We start from the raw sequence: 20,947 nt of genomic DNA, 5'->3' as shown, positions 1-20,947 counted from the left end.
CGGGTTGCCGGCATCGTGGGGGTCTGTGGTGTTGCAACTCGAACGCGTACACGCGTGAGGAACGCTCCCAGGACGGGGCCGGCTCTCCCACTGCGTCGATCACGGCCGCGCAGAGCGCGGCCCTCGCCGAAGTCAGTCACTGAGTCTAGCAGGACGGGTCGGGCGTGTCGGCCCGCGTCCTGAAGGTGCGACCAGGACGGCCTGGAGGCGCGGTGCCAGCTGGCACCGCGCCTCCAGGCCGTCGTCCCGTCCGCCGGGCGGGGGCGCTGCCCCCAGAGCAGCTCCCCGCGCCGGTCGACGCGCAGTCGACGTCAGCGCTCAGTCGACGTCGGCGGGCGCCTTCGGCGCGAGGCGCCGGATGGTCTCGTCCAGTCGGCGGTCGACCGCGAGCTGGTCGGCCTTCGCGGTCCGCAGCACGTCCGCGTCGCTCTTCGTGACGTGCAGGAGCCGGTTCCACTCGGCGTCGTAGAGCGCCTCGCGGTAGCCGGACGAGTCCTGGCACGCGACGTCGCGTTCCGCGATCGCGACCTCGCCGTCCTGCACCGGCGTGGAGCGGATGTTCGTCCCGTAGTCCATCCGGATCGACGGCGACGGCATCTGGTCCGGCGCCGTGGGGAGGTCCCGCACCCGGGCCGGCGCCATGCAGGCGTGCCACTGGGCGGCGGCTCGGACCACGGTGCCGTCCGTGCGCGCGTCGACGGCAGCGAGGTACGTCAGCCGCTTCGCGACGGCCGAGGCGGCTTGCCCGGCCCCCGTCGGGTCGGTGAGACCGAGCGTGCGGTAGCTCGCGTTGAAGCACCGTGCGACGGCGGTCTGCGAGGCCTTCGCGAACGCGGCGTTGCGCTTCGGGTTCTGGCCCCACGCCCGCATCCCGTCGGTGTTCGCGCCGGCCGTCGAGGGCCCGTGGTAGCCACGGGTGCGGGCGAGGTCCGCGTCGAGTGGCCGGCTCCAGGCGAGCGCCGGCGAGGTGTTGCCCCGCTCCGGGGTCTCGGACTCGTCGGAGGACGCCTCGAGCCCGGCGACGGTCGCCCACGGCACCGGGAAGTCGATGCCGATGGCGCGCAGACACGGCTGGTCGACGAGGTTGCTCGCGTAGTCCTGCTTCGCCCCGGCCGGCTGGACGTACCCGTCGAGCGGCATCGTCCACGCTCCCGGCGAGCGCTCGGTCGTCGGGGCGACCGCGACGTCCGCCCGCTCCGGCATGGCGTGCACGACGCCGGCGGCGAGGCCGACGACGACGAGCGCGAGGGTGCCGGTCTTCGCGATGCGGCTGGTGATCTGCATGGTTCCCCCTAGGCGCGGACGAGGCCGCGTTCGTGTGCGGTGAGGACGACCTGGATCCGGTTCCGGAGCCCGAGCTTCTGCAGGACCGAGCGGACGTGGGTCTTCACGGTGGCCTCGCTGAGGAACACCGACGTCGCGATCTCGGCGTTGCTGAGGCCCTTCGCGACGAGCAGGAAGACCTCCCGTTCGCGGCCGCTCAGGGCGTCGAGCACCTCGTCGCGGCGGTTCGTCTCGACCGGTGTCCCCTGGGCCCGGAGCAGGTCGAGTGCTTCGGCCTCGGTCGGGGCAGGTCGCCCCTCGTGGACGTCGCGGATGGTGGCAGTGACGACGTCGGGCAGCGCGTCCTTGGTGAGGAACGCGGCGGCCCCGGCACGGAGTGCCGCGAGGACGGCGTCGTCCCGGCGGATTGTGGTGAGGGCGATCACCCGAGGCCGGTCGTCACCCTGCTCGGCGAGCCGCCCGAGGGTCTCGATGCCGTTCAGCACGGGCATCCGGAGGTCGAGCAGGAGCACGTCGGGTTGCTCGGCGTCGCAGAGGAGCAGCGCCTCGGCACCGTCCGCGGCCGTCCCGACGCAGGTCATGTCGTCCTGGGCGTCGACGAGCATCTGCATCCCCGAGGCGAAGAGTCGCTGGTCGTCGACGACGGCGACACGGATCGGGGTCACCGGGAGGCCCCGGTGTCGCGGGCGGTGGCAGTGGCCGTGGTCGGGGTGGCCGTCGTCGCGGCGGTCGCTGGCGTCGCGGCGGTCACGGCGGTCGGCGTGGTCCCGGGTCCGGTCTCGGTCGTCCGGGTGGCCGGCGCCGTCGGGACCCATGCCGTCACGACGTACTCGTGCTCCTCGTCACCGGCCCCAGCTCGGAGCCATCCACCGACGAGTCGCGCACGCTCCTGCATCCCCGCGACTCCGGAGCCGGCACCGTCCAGCAGGACCAGCGGCGCCGAGCCACGCGACGTCACCACGACACCGAGGCCCGGGCCGCGCCAGTCGAAGACCACCCGGGCGGCGGACGTCCGCCCCTGGTGCTTGAGGACGTTCGTCAGGCTCTCCTGCACGATCCGGTGCACCGCCGAGCCGACGTGGGGCGACACCTCCGACGCCGTACCGTGCTGCTCGAACACCGCGTCCATGCCGAGCTCCCGCATGTCCCCGACGAGCACCGGGACGTCGTCCAGCCCGTGCCGTGCGTCGTCGCCGGCGCCCTGGATCCGTTCCACGAGCGCTCGGACGTCCCCGAGCGCCGAACGGCTCACCTCGGCGATGTCCTGCAGGGCCCGGGCCGCGTGCTCGTCCCGCACCGCGATCGCCGCCGCACCCTGGGCCTGCGAGACCACCACGGCGAGCGAGTGCGCGAGCGAGTCGTGGACGTCCCGGGCGATCCGGGCACGCTCCTGTTCCGCGTGGAGCTCGACCGTCGTGACCTCGGCCTCCCGCTCGGCCTCGACGACGCGGCCCCGGGCGAGCCCGATCCGCCACGTCGCCCCGAGTGCGACGCCGATCGCCCACCCGATGCCGCTGGCCCCGGCGATCGCGAGCGCGATGAACGCCAGGTCCTTCCGGGTGCCGCCCGACGAGCCGATCCAGAGCGCCCACACGTCCGGGTCCGCGACCGTCGGCACCACCATCGCCCACGCGGCGGCGGCGCTCGCGACCGCCAACACCGGGACAGCGAGCCACCGGAGCAGATCGGACCGCCCGGCACCGACGATTCCGACGACGATCGCGATGGCGAGGTACTCCGGCCAGGTCGTGTCGGTCGGGCGGTGCAGCAGGCGGAGCGCCTGCAGCAGCGGCACGACGACGACGAGGCCGAGGGACGTCGCGGGCATCCAGTTCGTCAGGCCGATCGCGACGGCGAACGCCGAGACCACGACGATGTGGTCGGCGAGGCCGGAGCGGCCCGCTTCGGCGACGATCCAGAGCACGAGGTACACGGCTCCGGCGGCCGGGGCCACGAGGTGCCGGAACCGGCGGAGGGTGGAGGTCATGACGCCGAGCGTATGGCGGCGTTCGGTCGGTCAGCGAGGTGAGCGGGCGGTTTTCATCCGAGGTGATGAGCGACGCGTTCCCACCGGGTCAGCGGCCGCGGCGGGCCTTCCGGGCGGCCGTGAACGCGTCGCGGGCTCGGTCGCTGGCGGCTTCGGCGTCGTCCCGGGCACGTTCGAGGCGTTCGACCTCGGCGGTGGCGTCCGCCAGCTGTCGCTCGAGGTCGGCGTGACGGTCCTCGGCGTGCTCGAGTTCCTGCTCGGCGGCGTCGAGGGCTGCGTCGGCCTCATGGGAGGCGGCGCGCGCCTCGGCCTCCGCATCACGGGCGGCCCGGCGCTCGGCTGACGGATCGACCTTCGGTTCTCGTACGGCCCGATCGCGCGTCGGCTTCGGCTGCGGTTCGGGCTTCGGCGTCGGTTCGGGTTCCGGCGTCGGTCGTCGTTCCGGTGTCTCGTCGCGTTCCGGCGGCCTGGAGGCGCGGCCCGCCTTCCGCGATCGTCTCGCCTGGTCGATGGGGATGGGTGGCGCGTCGCTGCCGGACCACGCATCGGGCACGGCGTCCGGGTCCGCGAGGGCGCCGTCGAGGTCGACGTCGTCGAACCCGGCGCTCTCGAGCGGTCGGACGAGGAGGCCCGAGCGGACCGCGGCACCGGCGTGCGGGTCGGCCATCGCGGCCTCGATCGTCGCCCGGACCTGGTCGAGCACGGCGGGCGTCGCGGGGTGCCCGGCGTCGGAAGCGAGGTCCGCGCCGGCCTGGGCGAGCGCGTCGACGACCTGCGCGCGCTGGTGCCGGAGCTTCCGGATCTCGGCCGGGTCGGCGTCCGCCTGGGCCTTCCGGATCGCCGGTCCCAGGTCGACGGCATCGTCGAGGGCGCCGTCGTGGGCCAGCAGGTCGATCACCCACGCGGCGGGTGCCGGCTTCCGGAGACTCCCGATCGCCGCAGCGAGCTCGCGGTCGTCCTTCCGTGCAGCCCGCTGCCGCGCGGTGCGTTGGGCGACGAAGTCCGCGGGCACGACGAGGAGCAGTTCCCTCGCCACGTCTGCGAACCCCATGCCTCCACTCTGCCCGTTCCGCCTCGGCGAGACACCGGTGTTCGTGCTCAGCGCCGCGGATCGGCGCGGTGCGGAGGACGAACACCGGTGTTCAGCGAGGGGTCACCAGTCGTGGACGGTGCCGTCGGCGAGGCGGTTGAACGGCAGGTAGGCCTGCTCGTACGGGTACTTCCCCGCCTCGTCGACGTCGAGTGTGACGCCGAGTCCGGGCTCGTCGCCGGGGTGCAGGTAGCCGTCCGTGAAGGTGAACGTCTGGTGGAACACCTGGTTCGTCTTCGGGCCGTGCTGCATGTACTCCTGGATGCCGAAGTTGTGGATCGCGAGCCCGAGGTGCATCTGGGCCGCGAGCCCCACCGGCGAGATGTCGGTCGGCCCGTGGAACCCGGACTTGATCTGGTACATCGCCGCGTAGTCCATCGTCTTCTTCAGCGGAGAGATGCCGCCCATGTGCGTCACGGCACCGCGGACGTAGTCGATGAGCTGGTCGCGGATGATGTCCTTGAAGTCCCAGATCGTGTTGAAGACCTCGCCGATCGCGAGCGGCGTCGTGGTGTGCTGCCGGACGAGCCGCAGGGCCTCTTGGTTCTCGGCGGGGGTGCAGTCCTCGAGCCAGAACAGGTCGTACGGCTCGAGGGACTTCCCGAGCTTGGCGGCCTGCAGCGGCGTCATCCGGTGGTGCCCGTCGTGCAGGAGCGGCAGCTCGGGGCCGAACTCGTTGCGGACGGCTTCGAACACGGTCGGCACGTGCCGGAGGTACGCCCGGGTGTCCCAGTCCTCCATCGCCGGGAACGCCCCACGCTGCGCCGGCTCGAAGTCGTACCGGACGCCGCTGTTGCCCTCGGTCGTCTTGTTCGACGCGATGCCGTAGATCGACTCGAGCCCGGGGACGCCGGTCTGCACGCGGATCGACCGGTAGCCCTCGGACTGGTGCTCACGGATGGAGTCGAACAGCTCGGGGAGTTCCTTGCCGGAGGCGTGCCCGTACGCCATCAGTCCGGTCCGGGAGGCACCGCCGAGCAGCTGGTACACGGGCATCCCCGCGACCTTGCCCTTGATGTCCCAGAGCGCCATGTCGACGGCGGCGATCGCGGCCATCGTCACCGGGCCCCGACGCCAGTACGACGACCGGTACAGGAACTGCCAGGCGTCCTCGATGCGGCTGGCGTCACGGCCGACGAGCAGCGGGACGACGTGCTCGGACAGGTAGGCGGCGACCGCGAGCTCACGTCCGTTGAGCGTGGCGTCGCCGAGGCCCGTGACGCCGTCGGCGGTGGTGAGCTTCAGCGTCACGAAGTTGCGGTTCGGGCTCGTCACGATCACCTCGGCCCGGTCGATCAGCTGGCCGCGGTCCGCCGAGGCCCACGTGTCCGGGCGGCCGGAGGTCGGGTCACCCGCGCGGCCCGGGTCGGTCGCGCCGGGCACCGGTGCCGCGGGGTTCGTCGTGGCGGCGCCGTTCGAGCCGGTGCTCGTGTCGGTCATGCGTGGACTCCTTCGTCGGAGGGCTCGCGGGCGGCTGCCGCGGCGGTGCGGATGCGGTCGGCCGCGGCCGTGACGGCAGCGACCAGGGGGGTGGTGTCGAGGTCCGGGGCGATCACGGCCAGGACCTCGTGCACGTCCGAGTCTGGCCCGGGTGCCCCGGCGTCGTCCACGAGGTCGGTCTGCGTCGTGACGTGCAGCCACCACGCGGCGATCGCGGTCGCGGCGCCCGGTCCGATGCCGGCGGCGGGGTCGCGGCGGTGCCGGTGCCGGAGCACGTCCACGACCCGGACGGGCAGCTTCTCGGAGCCGCTCGAGGCGATCTGCCGGAGCGTGTGGCGGATGCGGGGGTTCGCGAACCGTTCGACGAGGTCGGTGCGGGCGGCGGTGACCTCGTCGGCGGGGAGGGGCAGCTCGAGCGCGGCCTCGTCCCAGAGGTCGTCGACCGCGCCGCGGCACACGGGGTCGTCCATCGCCTCGGCGACGGTCTCGTGGCCGAGGAGCAGCCCGAGGTACGCCAGCAGGGAGTGCGACCCGTTGAGCAGCCAGAGCTTCCGCTGCTCGTACGGGGTGACGTCGTCGACGATCCGGACGCCGGCGGTCTCCCACGCCGGACGGTCGATCCCGTCGAAGGCATCCTGGAGCACCCACTCGGCGAACGGCTCGGTGACGACCGGCACGCGGTCACCGGCGAGCGCACCGTCGAGCCCGGTCAGTGACGCGACGTCGTCATCGGTGGTGGCCGGGGTGATCCGGTCGACCATCGAGCTCGGGAACGCGACGTTCGTATCGATCCAGGCGCGCAGTTCGTCGTCGTCGACTGCGGCGAGCACCGCGTCACGCAGGACCTGGCCGTTGTGGGTCAGGTTGTCGAGGCTGACCAGTGCGATCCGACCGCCGCCGGCTGCGCGACGGGCATCGAGCCCGGCGACCAGCCTGGCGGGGACGTCGGAGCCGGCGCGGTACCCGTTCTCGGTGACCGTCAGCGTGACGATCGTGGTGTCCGGGGAGGCGATCGCGTCGTTCCGCGCCGCGTCGTCGCTGCCGGGGTGGGCCGCGACGATCGTCTCGACGACCTCGGCGGTGTCACCATCGGCAGCGCGGGTGACCAGCGTGTACCGGCAGTCCTGCGCGGTGAGCGCGTCCGCCGCGTCCGGGGAGCGCCCGGTGAACGCGGTGATACCCCACGCGTCCCCGGGCACCCGTCCCGTGTACCAGGCGAGGTGGGCCCGTGCGAACGCCCCGATGCCGAGGTGCACGATGCCCGGACGACGATCGGTCATGCCGACACCGGCACGAGGGACCGCAGGTAGGCGAGGTTGTCGGCGGTGCGGGTCTCGAGCGGGAGGTCGGTGGAGAAGTCCTCGATCGTGACCCAGCCGTCGTACCCGACCTGGCGGAGGGCGTCGAGGTACTCGGACACCGACGCCTGGCCGGTGCGGAGCGGTGCCCACTCGTTCTGCCAGATCGCGCTGCCGTCGGCCCGGGTGTCGCCGGTGTCGACCCACCGGGCGTTCTTGACGTGGGCGTGCGCGAGGTACGGGCCGAGGAGCTCGAACGCCGCGAGGTGGTCTTCCTGCCCTTCGATCACGAGGTTGCCCAGGTCGTGGATGACCCCGACGTGCGCCGGGTCGAGTCCGTCGACCAGCCGGAGCGCCGCAGACGCCGAGGGGGTGATCGTCATGTGGTGCAGCTCGACGAGTGCCTTCACGCCGAGCTCCGATGCGCGCGACGCGACCCACTCGAGGTCGGCCCGGGTGCGGTCGAAGAGCTGACCGTAGGTCTCCCCCGTGCGCTCCTTCTCGGCGCGGTAATGCGGCATCGTGACCCGCACCTGGCGTGCGCCGAGCTCGCTCGTGACGCGGAGCATCGTGTCGACGCCCCGGTGGTCCGACGCCGGCTGGTACCCGCCGATGCCGGAGTACTCGAGCCCGGCGTCGTCGGTGATGCGGGCGATGTCGCCGACGTTGTCCTCGATGCCGGTGAACTGCCACGTCGACTTGTTGCCCGCCCAGAACGACCGGCCCGCCGGGACCTCGGTGCCCTCGGCAGGGCGGTCGTCGACGACGCGCCACTCGACGCCGTCCCAGCCCTGCTCGGCGAGCGTCGTCGCGGCCTGCTCGGGGGTCCAGTCGGGGGTGGAGGCGGTGAACACGGAGAACTTCATCGGTCGGCTCCTTCGGTGGCTGCGGTGGCGGGGGCGCCCACGACGGGGATGACGTCGTCGTACTTGCCCTCGATGACGTCGTCGATCCGGACGGGCTGGCCGAGGGTCGCGCTGACGTAGAGCCCGCGCACGGTGGCGAGGGACACGAGGGCGTCCTCGACCCCGACGCCGGGGTCGGTGCCGCCACGGATCGCGGCGACGATGTCGGTGTACTGGCGCGCGTGCCCGGCGGCGAAGTGGTCGGGCTCGGCCGGGCCGCCGACGACGTGCTCGGCGGGGACGACGTCGTCCTTCTGGTCGACCGCCCCGGCGACGGCGGTGGCGTTCGACGTCGTGGACGCCGATTCGAGCGTCGCGGCGTCGGGCGCGATGTGGAAGTAGGCGAGCCGGTCGTCGTCGACGATCGCCGAACCGTGGGTGCCGTAGACGGCGTAGCGCGCGGACAGTCCCGGGTAGGCGGCGGTCGTGCAGTGGATGACGCCGAGTGCGCCGTTCTCGAAGCGGACGGTGGCGACCGCCGTGTCCTCGACCTCGATCCGATCGTGCGCGAGGAGCCCCGTCTGTGCGGAGATCTCGACCGGCCGGCCGAGCACCCACACGAGGAGGTCGACCGTGTGGACGCCCTGGTTCATCACCGCGCCGCCACCGTCGAGCTCCCAGGTGCCGCGCCAGTCCCCGGAGTCGTAGTAGCCCTGCGACCGGTACCAGGCGACGCTCGCGACCCCGGAGGTCACGGTGCCGAACCCACCGCCGTGTGCGGCACCGGCGACGGCGACGGACGCGGGGTCGAAGCGGTGCTGGCTGATGACGCTCGTGACGAGCCCGCGAGCACGGCCCTCGGCGGCGAGCGCGGCGATCGACCGGGCACGGGGCATCGTGGTGTCGAGCGGCTTCTCGATGACGACGTGCTTCCCTGCGGCGAGTGCCGCTTCGGCGAGCTGGACGTGCATGCCGGACGGGGAGCAGATCGCGACGACGTCGATGTCCGTCTCTGCGATGGCCTGTTCGATGGTCTCGGTCGTGATCGGCCGGTCGACGCCCATCGCCTCGAGCTCGTCGGCGGCGCTGGTGGCCGCGGCGGGGATCGCGTCGACGAGGGCGACGACCTGCAGGTCCGGGTGGTGCACGGCGACCTTGGCGTGGTGGCGTCCGATGACGCCGGCGCCGACGACGGCGAGCTTGAGGGGCGTTGCGGTGGTGGTCATCGCAGGGTCACTCCGATCTGGTCGGTGAGCTTCCGGAGGGCGCGGCCGGCGCGGCCGAACGCCGCGGGGCCGGAGAACCCGCCGAGGTGGGTGAAGTCGCTGAGGTGCGGTTCGAGGGAGGCGTACCCGGTGTAGCCGGCGTCGCGCAGTGCGGTGAGGGTCTCGACGAGTTCGCCGTCGCCCTCGCCCGCGGGGACCACGGAGGAGTCGGTGGACAGTGCGTCCTTCACCTGCAGGTAGTCGACGTACGGGGCGAGCTGCGCCCAGCCGTCGGTGAACGGCTTGACGCCGCACTGCACGTAGTTCGCGTTGTCCCAGGCGAGGCGGAGCGCGGGTGAGTCGACGCTCTCGACGATGTCGAGCACCCGCGAGGGGACGTCGCCGTAGATGTCCTTCTCGTTCTCGTGCAGCAGGGTGACGCCTTCGCGCTCCGCGAGGTCGGCCAGCGCACGCATCCGGACGAGCACGTCATCACGGACGGCTTCGGGCGTGCGGCCCTCGAAGTAGAACGAGAAGATCCGGATGTTCTTCGTGCCCAGGGCGTGGGCGGCGCGGATCGCCCGGCCGAGTCGTTCGACCTCGTGCTCGACGGGCTCGTCGACGGACACCTTGCCGATCGGCGAGGCGATGGCGGACACGGTCTGCCCGCGTTCCTCGAACAGGCGGTGGAGCCCGGCGAGCTGGTCCTCGTCGAGGTCGACGACGTTGACGCCCCAGGCGCTGCGCACCTCGATCGCGCTCGCACCGAGCGCCTGCAGGACCGCCACCTGGACGGCGGGGTCGGCGTCGATCTCGTCACCGAAACCGGAGAGCTCCCAACTGAGCTGGGTCATTGCATTCCCTTCATGACGACCATCCTGGAGGCGCGGGGCGGGCTGGCACCGTGCCTCCAGGCGGTCTGTGGACAACTCGGCAGACTGCACAGCGCTACTTCACGGAACCGGCGGTGAGGCCGCCGACGAGGTACCGCTGGAAGATGAGGTAGAGCGCGACCACGGGCACGGCGCAGACGATCGACGCGGCCATCATCTGGCCGTAGATCGGGACGGCGCCGCCCTCCTGGGTGGTGCCGAGCACCTGGAGGACCACAGCGACGGTGCGCGTGTTCGGGGTGGTCATGATCGTCGAGAACAGGACGTCGTTCCAGCCGAGCAGGAAGGCGAAGATCGCGGACACGACGATGCCGGGCCACGACAGCGGCAGGACGATCTTCGTGAGGATCTTCGTCGACGACGCCCCGTCGATGCGGGCCGCTTCCTCGAGTTCCTTCGGCAGTCCGCGGAGGTACGTGACCATCACCCAGGTCGAGAACGGCAGGGCGAACGTCAGGTACGTGACGAACAGGCCCCAGCGGGTGCCGATGATCTGCACGCCGGTCGCGCTCGCGATGTTCGAGAACACCACGAAGACGGGCAGGAGCAGGAGGGTGCCGGGGATGGACTGCAGCGCGAGGAGGCCGCGGAGGATCGTCAGGCGACCGAGGAACCGGAACCGGACGAGCACGTAGGCGGTGGACACGGCGAGCGCAGCACTGGCGACCGCCACCGCACCGGCGGTGAGGATCGAGTTCACCAGTCCCTGACCGAGCGCGACAGTGGACCAGATCTCGACGTAGTTCGACAGCGTGAACTCGGACGGGAAGTACTCACCACGGGCAACGGCGACGTCGGAGTTCACCGAGCCGAACAGGATGTAGAGCACCGGGACGGCGATGAACGCGATGATCACGGCGATCACGACGACGAGCAGCCAGCGCGGCAGGAGCCGGGTGACGTCGGTGTCGTAGGGCCGCTTGTGCCGACGGTCGCCCGAGGCGGTGATGCTCTCGGTGAGCGTCGCGGTGGGGCGTGTGCGGGTCTGGCTGAAGGCGCTCATGCGCGTGCTCCGTCGACGTCGGCGGCGGTGGGGGCGGCAGCGAGCGTGGCGCGGTCGGCGCGGCGCTGCTTCCGGTTGGGTCCGGCGTCGTCACCGGTGTCGAGCTTGACCGCTCGGAGGTAGACGAACAGCGGGATGGCGACGATCACGAGCGAGCAGATCGCCATCGCGGCGGACAGGCCGAAGCGGAACGACTGGAAGCTCGCGATGTACGTCAGGACGGGCATCACCTCGACGCTCGACGGCAGCGGGATGCCGAACAGCACGAACGGGAGCGTGAAGTTGTTGATGTTGTGCAGGATCGAGATGATGATCGCCAGGCTCAGCGGTCCGCGCAGGTACGGGAAGATGATGTACCGGAGCTTCGCCCACCAGGTCACGCCGTCGAGCGCAGCGGCCTCGTGCACCTCGTTGTCGACGGCCTGCAGCCCCGCGAGGGACAGCAGGTAGACGAACGGCCAGCTCGTCCAGATCATGACGCCGGCGAGCGCCCAGTACGACGCCGACCCGTTCAGCCAGAGGACGTCGGTGTGCAGGATCGAGTTCACGACGCCCTGCGGCTGGAGCATGGTGCGGAAGAACGTGCCGACGACGAACGCGGGGAGCACGTACGGGATGAGGTAGATCGACCGGACGAGCCCACGGCCGGGGAAGCGGTTCTGCGTGGAGATCGCGGCGGCGACGCCGATGGGCACGGTCACCGCGGTGACGAGGACCGACAGCGACACCGAGATCCAGATGGAGTGCAGGAGCGGCGAGTCGGTGAACGCCTCGGCGAAGTTCTGGAACCCGACGAACGGGGCGCTGAACCACTGCCGCAGCGTGTACTGGTCGAGGTCGAGCATCGCGATGAACACGCCCACCAGCAGCGGGACCACGATGACGGCGATCATCAGGACACCGCCGGGCAGGAGCATCCAGAGCGGACGCTCGCGCTTGGAGAGCGGGGTCGTACCGTGCGGCCGGACCGGCGGCCGGTCCTGGCCCGGTTGTCCGCGCTCCGCGCGCGAGCGAGTCTGCGTGGCGGTCATCACAGACCTCCGTTCTTCTGACGGTCGAGCGTGGACTGGGCGTCCTTCTGGGCGTCCTGCAGGCGCTTCTCGAGCTGGTCGTCGGTGACCTCGCCGCCCTTGAGGGACGGGATGGACTGCACGACGACGTCGACGAGCGAGAGCTGGATGTCCGACCAGGCGCCGGTGAAGGCGGTCGGCTTGGAGAGCTTCCCGGCGTCGATGATCGGCTTGAGCTGGGGGTTGTCGGCGGCGAGCTGGGCTGCGGCGTCGGCGTTCGTCGGCAGGTTGCCGAAGAGCTTGTAGTACTCGAGCTGCGCCTTCGGGGCGCTCAGCTGCTTGATGAAGTCGAACGACAGGTCCTGCTTCGTGCCGTAGTCGGCCACGACCCAGTTGTCGCCGGACAGGATGCTCGCGGCCTCGATGCCGTCGGCGGGGCGTTCCGTCGCCCCCGGGGGCACGGTGGGCAGCAGGGCGAACTCGTACTTGCCGTCGACCTTGGTCCCCGCGAAGGAGTTGATCGCGGTCGTGGTGGTCATCGGGAAGAAGGCGGCCTTCCCCTCGGTGAACTGCGCGAGGGCCTGGGCGTTGTTCCAGCCGATCGCGGCCTTGTCGACGACGCCGTCCTTCGTCACCCAGTCGAAGTAGGTGCGGTAGGCGTTGCTGACGGCCTCGGTGTCGATCTCGGCCTTGCCGCTCTTCGACACGATCGTGTTGCCGGCGTTCTGCGCCATGCCCCAGATGAACTTCCACGGGTCGAAGCCGTCGGCGTACGCGACCGCCATGCCGTGGTGGTCACCGGTCGTGGTCGCCTTCGCGTCGGCGGTCAGCTGGTCCCACGTGGTGGGCATCGAGTCGATGCCGGCCTGGGCCAGGAGGTCCTTGTTCACGGCCATCACGAACGGTCGGCTGGCGAACGGGATGCCGATCTGCTTCGAGGTGCTCGGGCCGGAGATGCCGAACGACGCCGGGTCGAACTGGTCCTTCCCGCCGACGGCCTTCCACTCCTTCGCCCCCATCTGCACGAAGGCACCGGTGGCGTACGCGGTCGGCGTGAAGGTGCTGCCGATCGCGTACACGTCGGGACCCTGCCCCGAGATGACGCTGGTCTGGATCGCGGTGAGCTCCTCCTGCGCGGACGAGTAGGTCTCCCACTGGATGTCGGCCCCGGTGGTGCGCTTGAACTCGGCGGCGGTGTCCTGCTGCCACTGCTTGCGTTCCTTGGGGTACGTGGTGTCCGCGCCCATCATGACGCGGAGGGTGTTCGGGTCGTCACCGCTGCCGTTCACCACGGCACATCCCTGCAGGGACAGCGCGGCGAGGGCGACCACGGCCACGGCACCGACCAGGGTGCGTGTCCTGAGTCTTCCTGTGCTCATGCGGGGGTTTCCTCCTCGAGACCTCCACCCGGGAGCGACGCTGCATCCCGGGCACCGGTGGACGTGCCGCCGGCGTGGTGACCACTGTTCCGCTGGTGGCAACATCCGGCAACCGGTTGCCACTTGTTGCCAGACCGGCCTACGTTCGGTCCATCGACGAGCTTCCCGGGGAGCACCAGCACCGTTCGGGCGGCCCGTCGCCAGGCGCACCGCGGCGCCGCAGCACGACGGAGGACACGTGACCGACACCGACACCGCCCGGCGGGTGACCATCCGCGACATCGCCGACGCGACGGGCGTCGCGCCGTCCACCGTGTCACGGGCGCTCTCCCTGCCGGACCGGGTGAACCACGCCACGCAGCAGCGCATCCAGCAGGCCGCCCGCGAGCTCGGCTACGTCGCCAACTCGCAGGCGCGGGCACTCACCTCCGGTCGGACCCGCGCGGTCGCCGTGCTCGTCTCCGACATCACGAACCCCTTCTACTTCGACGTCATCCGCGGCACGCAGCACCAGCTCGCGGGCGCCGGGTGGACGCAGCTGCTCGTCGACACCGAGGAGTCCGCCGACGCCGAGATGGCGGCCCTCAGCGCGATCGCCGGAAAGGCCGACGGCGCCGTGCTCACGGCGTCCCGGCTCACCGACGCGCAGATCGCCCGGTTCGCCGAACGCACCCCGCTCGTCGTCGTGAACCGGCGGCCCGAGGGCGTGCCGTCCGTGCTCATCGACACCCCCGGCGGGGTCGAGCAGGCCGTGCAGCACCTGGTGTCGCTCGGACACCGGGACATCCTCTACGTCGCCGGACCGGACAGCTCGTGGTCGAACGAGCGGCGGTGGAAAGCCCTGCTCCGCGTCGCGAAACGGCTCGGCGTCCGCGTCGCACGGGTCGGTCCGCACGCACCGTTCGTCGACTCCGGCGCGGCCGCCGCCGACGCCGCCGTGCACGCCGGCGCCACCGCGTGCATCGCGTTCAACGACCTCATCGCGATCGGCATGCTGCAACGCCTCCGGGAGCGCGGTGTCCGCGTGCCCGAGGACATGTCGATCGTCGGGTGCGACGACATCTTCGGCGCCGACTTCTGCAACCCGCCGCTCACCACCATGACCTCGCCGATCGAACGGGCCGGCCGGGTCGCGATCCGGATGCTGCTCGGCCGGCTCGGAGCGATCCCCGCCGACGAACTGCCCGGCGAGCACATGACCGGCGCCGTCGCCCTGCCCACCCACCTCACCGTCCGCGAGTCCACCGGGCCCGCGCCGGTCCGTCCGTCCTGAAGGAGTCGACGATGACCCAGACCAGCACCGCCACCCCGCTCGCTCCGCACCCCGACCGGCTGTTCGCCGCCGACCCGGGCGCGCGTGACGTCGCGAGGATCGTCTACGAAGCGGTCAAGGACGCGCCGATCATCTCCCCGCACGGGCACGTCGACGCGGCCCTCATCGCGGACGACCAACCGTTCGCCGACCCCGCGTCGCTGCTGATCACGCCCGACCACTACGTGCTGCGGCTCCTGCACGCGAACGGTGTGGGACTGGAGGCGCTGGGTCGCGCCGACCTGTCCGGAACGCACCCCGCGCCTCCAGGCCGGCAGATCTGGAGGCAGCTGGCGGAGCACTGGGACGACTTCCTCGGCACCCCCGTCCGCTACTGGTTCGAGACGGAGCTACACGACGTCTTCGGGCTGACGGAGCAGCCGTCGGCCGCGAACGCGGACGAGCAGTACGACCACATCGCCGAACTGCTGCAGCAGCCGCAGATGCGGCCGCGTGCCCTCTTCGACGCCTTCGGCATCGAGGTCCTCGCGACCACCGACTCCCCCACCGCAGACCTCGCCGCGCACGCGCGGCTCGCCGCCGACCCCACCTTCACCGGTCGGGTCGTCCCCACCTTCCGCGCGGACGCCGTGTTCGACCCGTCGGGCCCGGACTGGAGGCACGTGGTCGTGTCCATCGGAGAGGCCGCCGGCATCGACACGGGCACCCACGACGGCCTGCTGGCAGCGCTCCGCGCACGTCGCCAGTACTTCATCGAGCACGGCGCGACCGCCACCGACACCGGGGTCATCGACCCCGGTTCGACGCCGCTGTCCGCGGAGTCGCGACAGCGCATCCACGCTGCGGCACTCTGTGACCCGGCGTCGGTCTCGCCCGCCGACGCCACCGCGTACCGGCACGACATGCTCTACCGCTGGGCCGAGATGAGCGTCGAGGACGGCCTCGTGATGCAGCTCCACCCCGGCGTCGTGCGGAACCACCACACGCCGACGCTCGACCGCTTCGGGCCGGACACCGGGCACGACCTGCCCGCCGTCGGGTCGTTCACCCAGCCGCTCCGTCCGCTGCTCGAGTCGTTCGGCACCGCTCCCGGCTTCCACCTCGTGCTGTTCACCGTCGACGAGACGGTGTTCTCGCGGGAGATCGGACCCCTCGCCGGCTTCTACCCCGCTGTGTACGCCGGCGCTCCGTGGTGGTTCATCGACACCCCCGCCGCGATCGGCCGCTACCGGTCCGCGATCACCGACTCGGCGTCGTTCACGAAGACCTCCGGGTTCATCGACGACACCCGCGCGTACTGCTCCATCCCCGCTCGGCACGACATGGCGCGACGGGCGGACGCGGCGTACCTGGCGTCGCTCGTGGTCACGCACCAGATCTCCGAGGAGGACGCCGTACGGACGGCGCGCCGCATCGTGTCGGACATCCCGCGGGCGACGTTCAAGCTCTGACGGGCGGGGGTTGCGCGTGGCGCGTGGCATTCGCGCGCGTGGTGGTCGCGCGCGTGGCGATCGTCCGCTTGGCGTTCGCGCGGAGTGGCCCCACGGGGTCCGTCGGACGCACGGGTCCGACGGACCTCGAGCCGGCGGGCGTCAGGCGGTGAGCACTTTTCGCATGAGCACCCGGGGGAAGCCGTTCAGCACGGACGTCGTCGCCGCCGCACGGTCGAACCCAGCCGCCTCGAACAACGAGCGGGTGCCGACGAAGGCCATCGTCAGGTCGACCTTCGCGCCGCGGTTGTCGACCGGGTACCCCTCGACGACTCGCGCACCGTTCGAACGGGCGAACTCGACCGCGCCCGCCAGGAGCGTGTGCGAGATGCCGGTGCCGCGGTGACCGGGACGCACCCGGAGACACCAGACGCTCCAGACGCCTCGGTCGTCGGGGGCATCGAGGTGCGGGATCTTCCGGTTCCGGGCGAACGTCGTGTCCGGTCGCGGGTGCACTGCGGCCCACCCCACGACCTCGTGGCCCTCGTAGGCGAGGACACCCGGGGGGACGTCGGCCGCGAGGAGCTCCCGGACCCGTTCACCGCGGGCCGGCCCACGGAGCGCCTGGTTCTCCTTCGACGGGATTCGGTAGCTCAGGCACCAGCAAACGTTCGCGTCCGGGCGCTTCGGGCCGACGATCGTCCGGACGTCGTCGAAGGACGCCGCCGGCCGCACGTCGATCGTCATGACACGAGGATGCCACCGGCATCGCGGACGCGTCCGAGGGCGCTGCGGATCTGCACCTCGGCGTCGTCGACGTCGGGAGACCACCGGCACTCGAGCGACACCGAACCGCCGTAGCCGCCCTCGTGCACGATGTCGAGGAAGGTGCGCCAGACGTCGTCGACCGTGCCCGGCGGTTGTCGATCCGGGTCGCTGAGGTGCACGTGGCCGATGCGGTGTCCGTACGCGCCGACGACCTCGAGCGGTTCGCCCTCGTTCCGGATGTGGAACAGGTCCGCGACCACGCCCACCCCGTCGATGCCGGCGTCGTCGAGGAACGCCACGGTCTCGGCAACGGTGTGGAGCAGGTTCGTCTCGGCGCGGCTGAGTGGTTCGACGACGACGCGGAGGTCGTGCTCGGCGGCGACGTCACGCGCGGTGCGGACGACCTCGGCGAACCGGCGTCGTCCCTCGTCGGTCGGCATGCCCTCCGGCACCCGCCGCGCCGTACCGGAGCCGAACACGATCGTGGCCCCGGGGTCCGCGACCGAGTGGACGAGCGGGAGCACCGACTCGAAGTACTGCCGAACCGTACCCGGCTCCCCCGTCAGCAACGGGAGGTCCCCGGGGACGAGGACCGCGAACGATGGGAAGCGCTGCCCCGAGTACGACCCGGCGAGCGCCCAGCCCGGCCCGTCGCGGACGACGAGGTTGCCGGCGATCGACGGCTCGACGTGATCGGCACCGGCCCGACGGACGGCGTCGGTCAGTTCTGCTCCGGCGACGACGCCGAATCCCGTGAACGACATGCGTTCATGCAACTCGGGAGCAACCGGTACCGCAGCTGTTGCCAGCTGTTGCCACCTGTTGCCAAGCGCCGGGCGGCGGGTGACTCCACGGCGCTGACCGCCCGCAGGTCGCACGCAGCCGTCATCAGGGGCGCCACCCCGGGGTGACGAGGCCGGTCTCGTAGGCGAAGACGACCAGCTGGGCGCGGTCGCGGGCTCCGAGTTTGATCATGGCGCGGGAGACGTGGGTCTTCGTGGTCATCGGGCTGACGAAGAGGCGTTCCGCGATCTCGGCGTTCGTCATCCCGACGGCGACGAGCTGCATCACCTGGCGCTCGCGGTCGGTGAGCACGCCGAGTTCGGGCGCGAGGGCGGTCGGCTTCGCGTGGGTCGCGTACGCCTCGATGAGGGAGCGGGTGGCCCGCGGCGAGAGCAGGGAGTCACCGGCGACGACGGTGCGGATCGCCCGGAGGAGTTCGGCGGGCTCGGTGTCCTTCACGAGGAAGCCGGCAGCGCCGCCGCGGATCGCCTCGAACACGTAGTCGTCCTCTTCGAAGGTCGTCAGGATGACCACGTGCGCGCCCGCGAGGTCCGGGTCGGCGGAGATCCGCTGGGTGGCGGCGAGTCCGTCGGTGCCGGGCATCCGGATGTCCATGAGCACGACGTCGGGGCGCTCGGCCCGGACGGCTTCGACCGCGGCGTCGCCGTCGCCTGCTTCGCCGACGACGGTCATGCCGGGCTCGGCGTCGACGAGCGCGCGGAGTCCGGCGCGGACCAGGACCTGGTCGTCGACGAGGACCACCCGGATCGGGTCAGGGAGGGCGGAGAGCGCGGTCATGGTCGGTCCCCGTCGGTGGCGGTGGCCGTGGCGTCTGCGTCGGCATCGGCATCGGCGTCAGCGGCGATGACGGGGAGCCGTGCCGCCACACGCCAGCCGCCGCTCGTCGTCGGCCCGGCCTGCAGGGTGCCGCCGACGGCGACCGCACGTTCCCGCATGCCGATGATGCCGTTGCCGGTCGGGCCCAGCACCACCGGCGTGGACGCCTCGTTGTCGTGGCGGGCAGGTCGGTCCTCGACGACGAGGTCGACGACGTCCGGTCCGATCGTCACCGCGACGTCTGCGCGGTGCCCGGGCGCGTGCTTCATGACGTTCGTCACGGACTCCTGGATGATGCGGAAGGCATTGCGGTCGGTCACGCCACCGACGGCCGCCGGGTTCCCCGTGATGGTCACGTCGATGTCGACGCCGGCCGCGCGCGCACGCTCGACCAGGGCGTGCAGACGGTCGAGGCCGGGGGTCGGGTTCCGCTCGTGCGCGCCGTCGCCGTCCCGCTGCCCACCGCCGGTGCCCGGTGGGACGTCGACCGCACGGAGCACACCGAGGATCGTCCGGAGCTCGACGAGGGCGTCGCGGCTGGAATCGCGGATGTTCGCGAGTGACTCGCGGGTCTGCTCGGGCAGGCCAGGACTCAGATGCAGAGCGACACCGGCCTGCAGGTTGATGAGGGACATGCTGTGGGCGACCGAATCGTGCAGTTCGCGGGCGATCCGGACGCGCTCGTCCCCGGCGCGGCGGCGATCGGCCTCGACCCGCTGGCGGTGACGCTCGGCGACCCGCTCGAACCGGACGCGGATCAGCTCGGACACCGCGATCGTCACCGTGACCCACGCGAACGCGAGCAGCACGGTGCTGAGGTCGGGCGCCGGTGCACGGCCGAGCTGGACGTCCGCCGTCGGGAGCACCGCGACACTGATCGTCGCAACGGCAGTCACCGTCCACCGGTGTCCGCGGAGCCAGGCGTTCGCGAGCGCCATCGTCAGCGCTGCGACGAACGGACCTCGCGGACTGACGACCAGGGCGTAGCCGATCGTCGTGGCGAGGGTGACGACGAGCACCGCGCGGGGCCATCGCCAACGCCACGGGAGGACGACCACCCCGGCGACGAGGAGCACGAGCGCGAGCGGTCCGAGGTGGACGGCGTCGATGACGGTGCCGACTGGCTGGCGCATCCACGGCGGACCACTGCCCGCACCGTCGGTGGCGAACCGGGAGGCCAGGAGCGTTCCGACGATCTGCACGAGTGCCACGGGCAGCACACGGCCGACGCGGGCGAACCGACGACGGCCGCGCCAGCGGGCGTCGGTCGCCAGCGGGTCCTCGGCGGTCGGTGCGGTGTCCATGCAGCAGAGCCTAGGGTCGGCCGACGCGCTCGACATCGGACGGCAGCACGACCTGCGGACTACTCCCCCGGGAGTAGGACCCTGTGGAGGAGGCGCCTCTCTACGACTGCGGGAGCAGCCGGAAGTGGGGCCGACCGGCGGACGCGTGACGTGCCTCCAGGCCGGATCGTTGCAGTGTCGCGACAGCGGCACCGAAACCGACCTCAGGAGGTCCCCATGCTCACCACCATCGCAGCGACCGCGCCGTACTGGCACGGCGGCGGGTTCCCGTTCTTCGTCTTCCCCGCGTTCTTCTTCTTCGCGTTCCTCGTCGTCTTCCTGGTGTTCGGGGTCGCTCGACGGGGAAGCTGGCGGGCGCGCTCCGATGCACGATCGGTGCTCGCCGACCGCTTCGCACGCGGCGACATCGACGCCGAGGAGTACCGGGCGCGACTGTCCGAGCTCAGCCGGAAGTGACCGACAGCGCGGCGAGGATCGTCGCCACCGTGTCGTCGACCGACCCCTCGATCGACACGGCGACGGCGGCCTCGTCCGGCTGCGGGCGCTCCAGCGTCGCGAACTGCGAGTCGAGCAGCGTGTTCGGCATGTACTCGTGGTGGCGGTGCGACTGGCGCTCGGCGATGAGCTCGCGCGACCCGTCGAGGAACGCGATCACGAGGCCAGGAGCGCTCTCGCGGAGCCGGTCGCGGTAGACGCGCTTGAGGGCGGAGTTCGCCATCACGCAGCGGCTGCCCGAGTCCTCGACCTCAGCGATACGCGCCGCGCAGGCGGCGAGCCACGGCCACCGGTCCTCGTCGGTCAGCGGCACGCCCTGCCGCATCTTCTCCTTGTTCGCGGCGGGGTGCAGGTCGTCGGCGTCGACGAAGACGCACGGCTCGCCACGCGCCGCCAGCGCGTCCGCGAGGGACTGGCCGATCGTCGACTTGCCGGAGCCGGAGACCCCCATCACGAGCACGGGCGGGAGGACGTCGCTCTCGGTCATCCCTCCACAGTATTGGTCCCGTGAACAGTCATCCCCAGTTGCCGTAACAGCCGTGCGGTCCCAGGGCGCCGACCGTAGGTTGGTGCGGGAAACGTCAGGTGCCGCACCGCACTGTGCGGCACCGCAGGGTGCTGCA

General features: G+C 71.6%; 20 protein-coding genes. 3 read left to right on the top strand and 17 right to left on the bottom strand.

Going from position 1 to position 20,947, the window contains the following annotated elements; translation table 11 throughout:
* Positions 1-318: 318 nt before the first annotated feature.
* From BLT36_RS07135 to BLT36_RS07080, 12 genes are all read right to left on the bottom strand, one after another.
* Positions 319-1,284: a hypothetical protein gene (locus BLT36_RS07135; protein ID WP_092093361.1), complete on the bottom strand. Its 966-nt coding sequence runs from the start codon at positions 1,282-1,284 to the stop codon at positions 319-321.
* Positions 1,285-1,292: 8 nt separating this feature from the next.
* A complete protein-coding gene (locus BLT36_RS07130) occupies positions 1,293-1,949 on the bottom strand; it encodes a response regulator transcription factor (protein WP_092094447.1) in 657 nt (218 codons plus the stop codon).
* Positions 1,946-3,271, bottom strand: coding sequence for a sensor histidine kinase (locus tag BLT36_RS19120; protein ID WP_092093358.1), 1,326 nt, complete (start codon positions 3,269-3,271; stop codon positions 1,946-1,948). Before BLT36_RS19120 ends, BLT36_RS07130 begins: the two co-directional genes overlap by 4 nt.
* An 88-nt stretch (positions 3,272-3,359) precedes the next feature.
* Positions 3,360-4,322 (bottom strand): hypothetical protein, encoded by a 963-nt coding sequence (locus BLT36_RS07120; RefSeq protein ID WP_092093356.1) that lies wholly within the window; start codon positions 4,320-4,322, stop codon positions 3,360-3,362.
* 102 nt (positions 4,323-4,424) lie between these two features.
* Positions 4,425-5,801 (bottom strand): D-mannonate dehydratase ManD, encoded by a 1,377-nt coding sequence (gene manD / locus BLT36_RS07115; protein ID WP_254787404.1) that lies wholly within the window; start codon positions 5,799-5,801, stop codon positions 4,425-4,427.
* Positions 5,798-7,081: a mannitol dehydrogenase family protein gene (locus tag BLT36_RS07110; protein WP_092093353.1), complete on the bottom strand. Its 1,284-nt coding sequence runs from the start codon at positions 7,079-7,081 to the stop codon at positions 5,798-5,800. The genes manD and BLT36_RS07110 overlap by 4 nt, the downstream gene beginning before the upstream one ends.
* Complete coding sequence (locus BLT36_RS07105) at positions 7,078-7,965, bottom strand: sugar phosphate isomerase/epimerase family protein (protein WP_092093350.1); 888 nt, start codon at positions 7,963-7,965, stop codon at positions 7,078-7,080. The genes BLT36_RS07110 and BLT36_RS07105 overlap by 4 nt, the downstream gene beginning before the upstream one ends.
* Entirely contained in the window at positions 7,962-9,170 is a 1,209-nt protein-coding gene (locus tag BLT36_RS07100; protein ID WP_092093348.1) for a Gfo/Idh/MocA family protein, read from the bottom strand. The genes BLT36_RS07105 and BLT36_RS07100 overlap by 4 nt, the downstream gene beginning before the upstream one ends.
* Positions 9,167-10,003, bottom strand: coding sequence for a sugar phosphate isomerase/epimerase family protein (locus BLT36_RS07095; protein WP_092093345.1), 837 nt, complete (start codon positions 10,001-10,003; stop codon positions 9,167-9,169). Before BLT36_RS07095 ends, BLT36_RS07100 begins: the two co-directional genes overlap by 4 nt.
* A gap of 94 nt (positions 10,004-10,097) precedes the next feature.
* Positions 10,098-11,045, bottom strand: a complete 948-nt coding sequence (locus BLT36_RS07090) for a carbohydrate ABC transporter permease (protein WP_254787401.1) — start codon at positions 11,043-11,045, stop codon at positions 10,098-10,100.
* Positions 11,042-12,076, bottom strand: a complete 1,035-nt coding sequence (locus BLT36_RS07085) for a carbohydrate ABC transporter permease (RefSeq protein ID WP_092093343.1) — start codon at positions 12,074-12,076, stop codon at positions 11,042-11,044. The genes BLT36_RS07090 and BLT36_RS07085 overlap by 4 nt, the downstream gene beginning before the upstream one ends.
* Complete coding sequence (locus tag BLT36_RS07080) at positions 12,076-13,434, bottom strand: ABC transporter substrate-binding protein (protein WP_175529530.1); 1,359 nt, start codon at positions 13,432-13,434, stop codon at positions 12,076-12,078. Before BLT36_RS07080 ends, BLT36_RS07085 begins: the two co-directional genes overlap by 1 nt.
* A 238-nt stretch (positions 13,435-13,672) precedes the next feature.
* Between BLT36_RS07080 and BLT36_RS07075 the strand changes: the two genes are divergently transcribed.
* Positions 13,673-14,707: a LacI family DNA-binding transcriptional regulator gene (locus tag BLT36_RS07075; protein ID WP_092093338.1), complete on the top strand. Its 1,035-nt coding sequence runs from the start codon at positions 13,673-13,675 to the stop codon at positions 14,705-14,707.
* Positions 14,708-14,718: 11 nt separating this feature from the next.
* A complete protein-coding gene (gene uxaC, locus BLT36_RS07070; protein ID WP_092093334.1) occupies positions 14,719-16,158 on the top strand; it encodes a glucuronate isomerase in 1,440 nt (479 codons plus the stop codon).
* A 141-nt stretch (positions 16,159-16,299) separates the two neighbouring features.
* Here uxaC and BLT36_RS07065 read toward each other — a convergent pair whose 3' ends face one another.
* The 4 genes from BLT36_RS07065 to BLT36_RS07050 all read right to left on the bottom strand — a co-directional run bounded on the left by BLT36_RS07065 (position 16,300) and on the right by BLT36_RS07050 (position 19,829).
* Positions 16,300-16,884, bottom strand: a complete 585-nt coding sequence (locus tag BLT36_RS07065; protein ID WP_092093331.1) for a GNAT family N-acetyltransferase — start codon at positions 16,882-16,884, stop codon at positions 16,300-16,302.
* A complete protein-coding gene (locus BLT36_RS07060; protein WP_092093328.1) occupies positions 16,881-17,669 on the bottom strand; it encodes a sugar phosphate isomerase/epimerase family protein in 789 nt (262 codons plus the stop codon). Before BLT36_RS07060 ends, BLT36_RS07065 begins: the two co-directional genes overlap by 4 nt.
* Before the next feature lie 124 nt (positions 17,670-17,793).
* Positions 17,794-18,486 carry a response regulator gene (locus tag BLT36_RS07055; protein ID WP_092093325.1) on the bottom strand — a complete coding sequence of 231 codons (693 nt, stop codon included), beginning with the start codon at positions 18,484-18,486 and terminating at the stop codon, positions 17,794-17,796.
* A complete protein-coding gene (locus tag BLT36_RS07050; protein ID WP_175529529.1) occupies positions 18,483-19,829 on the bottom strand; it encodes a sensor histidine kinase in 1,347 nt (448 codons plus the stop codon). Before BLT36_RS07050 ends, BLT36_RS07055 begins: the two co-directional genes overlap by 4 nt.
* Before the next feature lie 216 nt (positions 19,830-20,045).
* On the opposite strand from BLT36_RS07050, the gene BLT36_RS07045 reads away from it, so the two are divergent.
* On the top strand, positions 20,046-20,285 hold the full coding sequence (locus BLT36_RS07045) for an SHOCT domain-containing protein (RefSeq protein WP_092093320.1): 240 nt from the start codon (positions 20,046-20,048) through the stop codon (positions 20,283-20,285).
* Here BLT36_RS07045 and BLT36_RS07040 read toward each other — a convergent pair.
* Positions 20,272-20,811: a gluconokinase gene (locus BLT36_RS07040; protein ID WP_092093317.1), complete on the bottom strand. Its 540-nt coding sequence runs from the start codon at positions 20,809-20,811 to the stop codon at positions 20,272-20,274. The genes BLT36_RS07045 and BLT36_RS07040 overlap by 14 nt on opposite strands.
* Positions 20,812-20,947: the final 136 nt, after the last annotated feature.

The organism is Curtobacterium sp. UNCCL20 (assembly GCF_900101675.1).
Lineage (GTDB): Bacteria > Actinomycetota > Actinomycetes > Actinomycetales > Microbacteriaceae > Curtobacterium.
The sequence above is the reverse complement of the archived record's forward strand: the minus strand, read 5'-3'. Positions and strand labels throughout refer to the sequence as shown.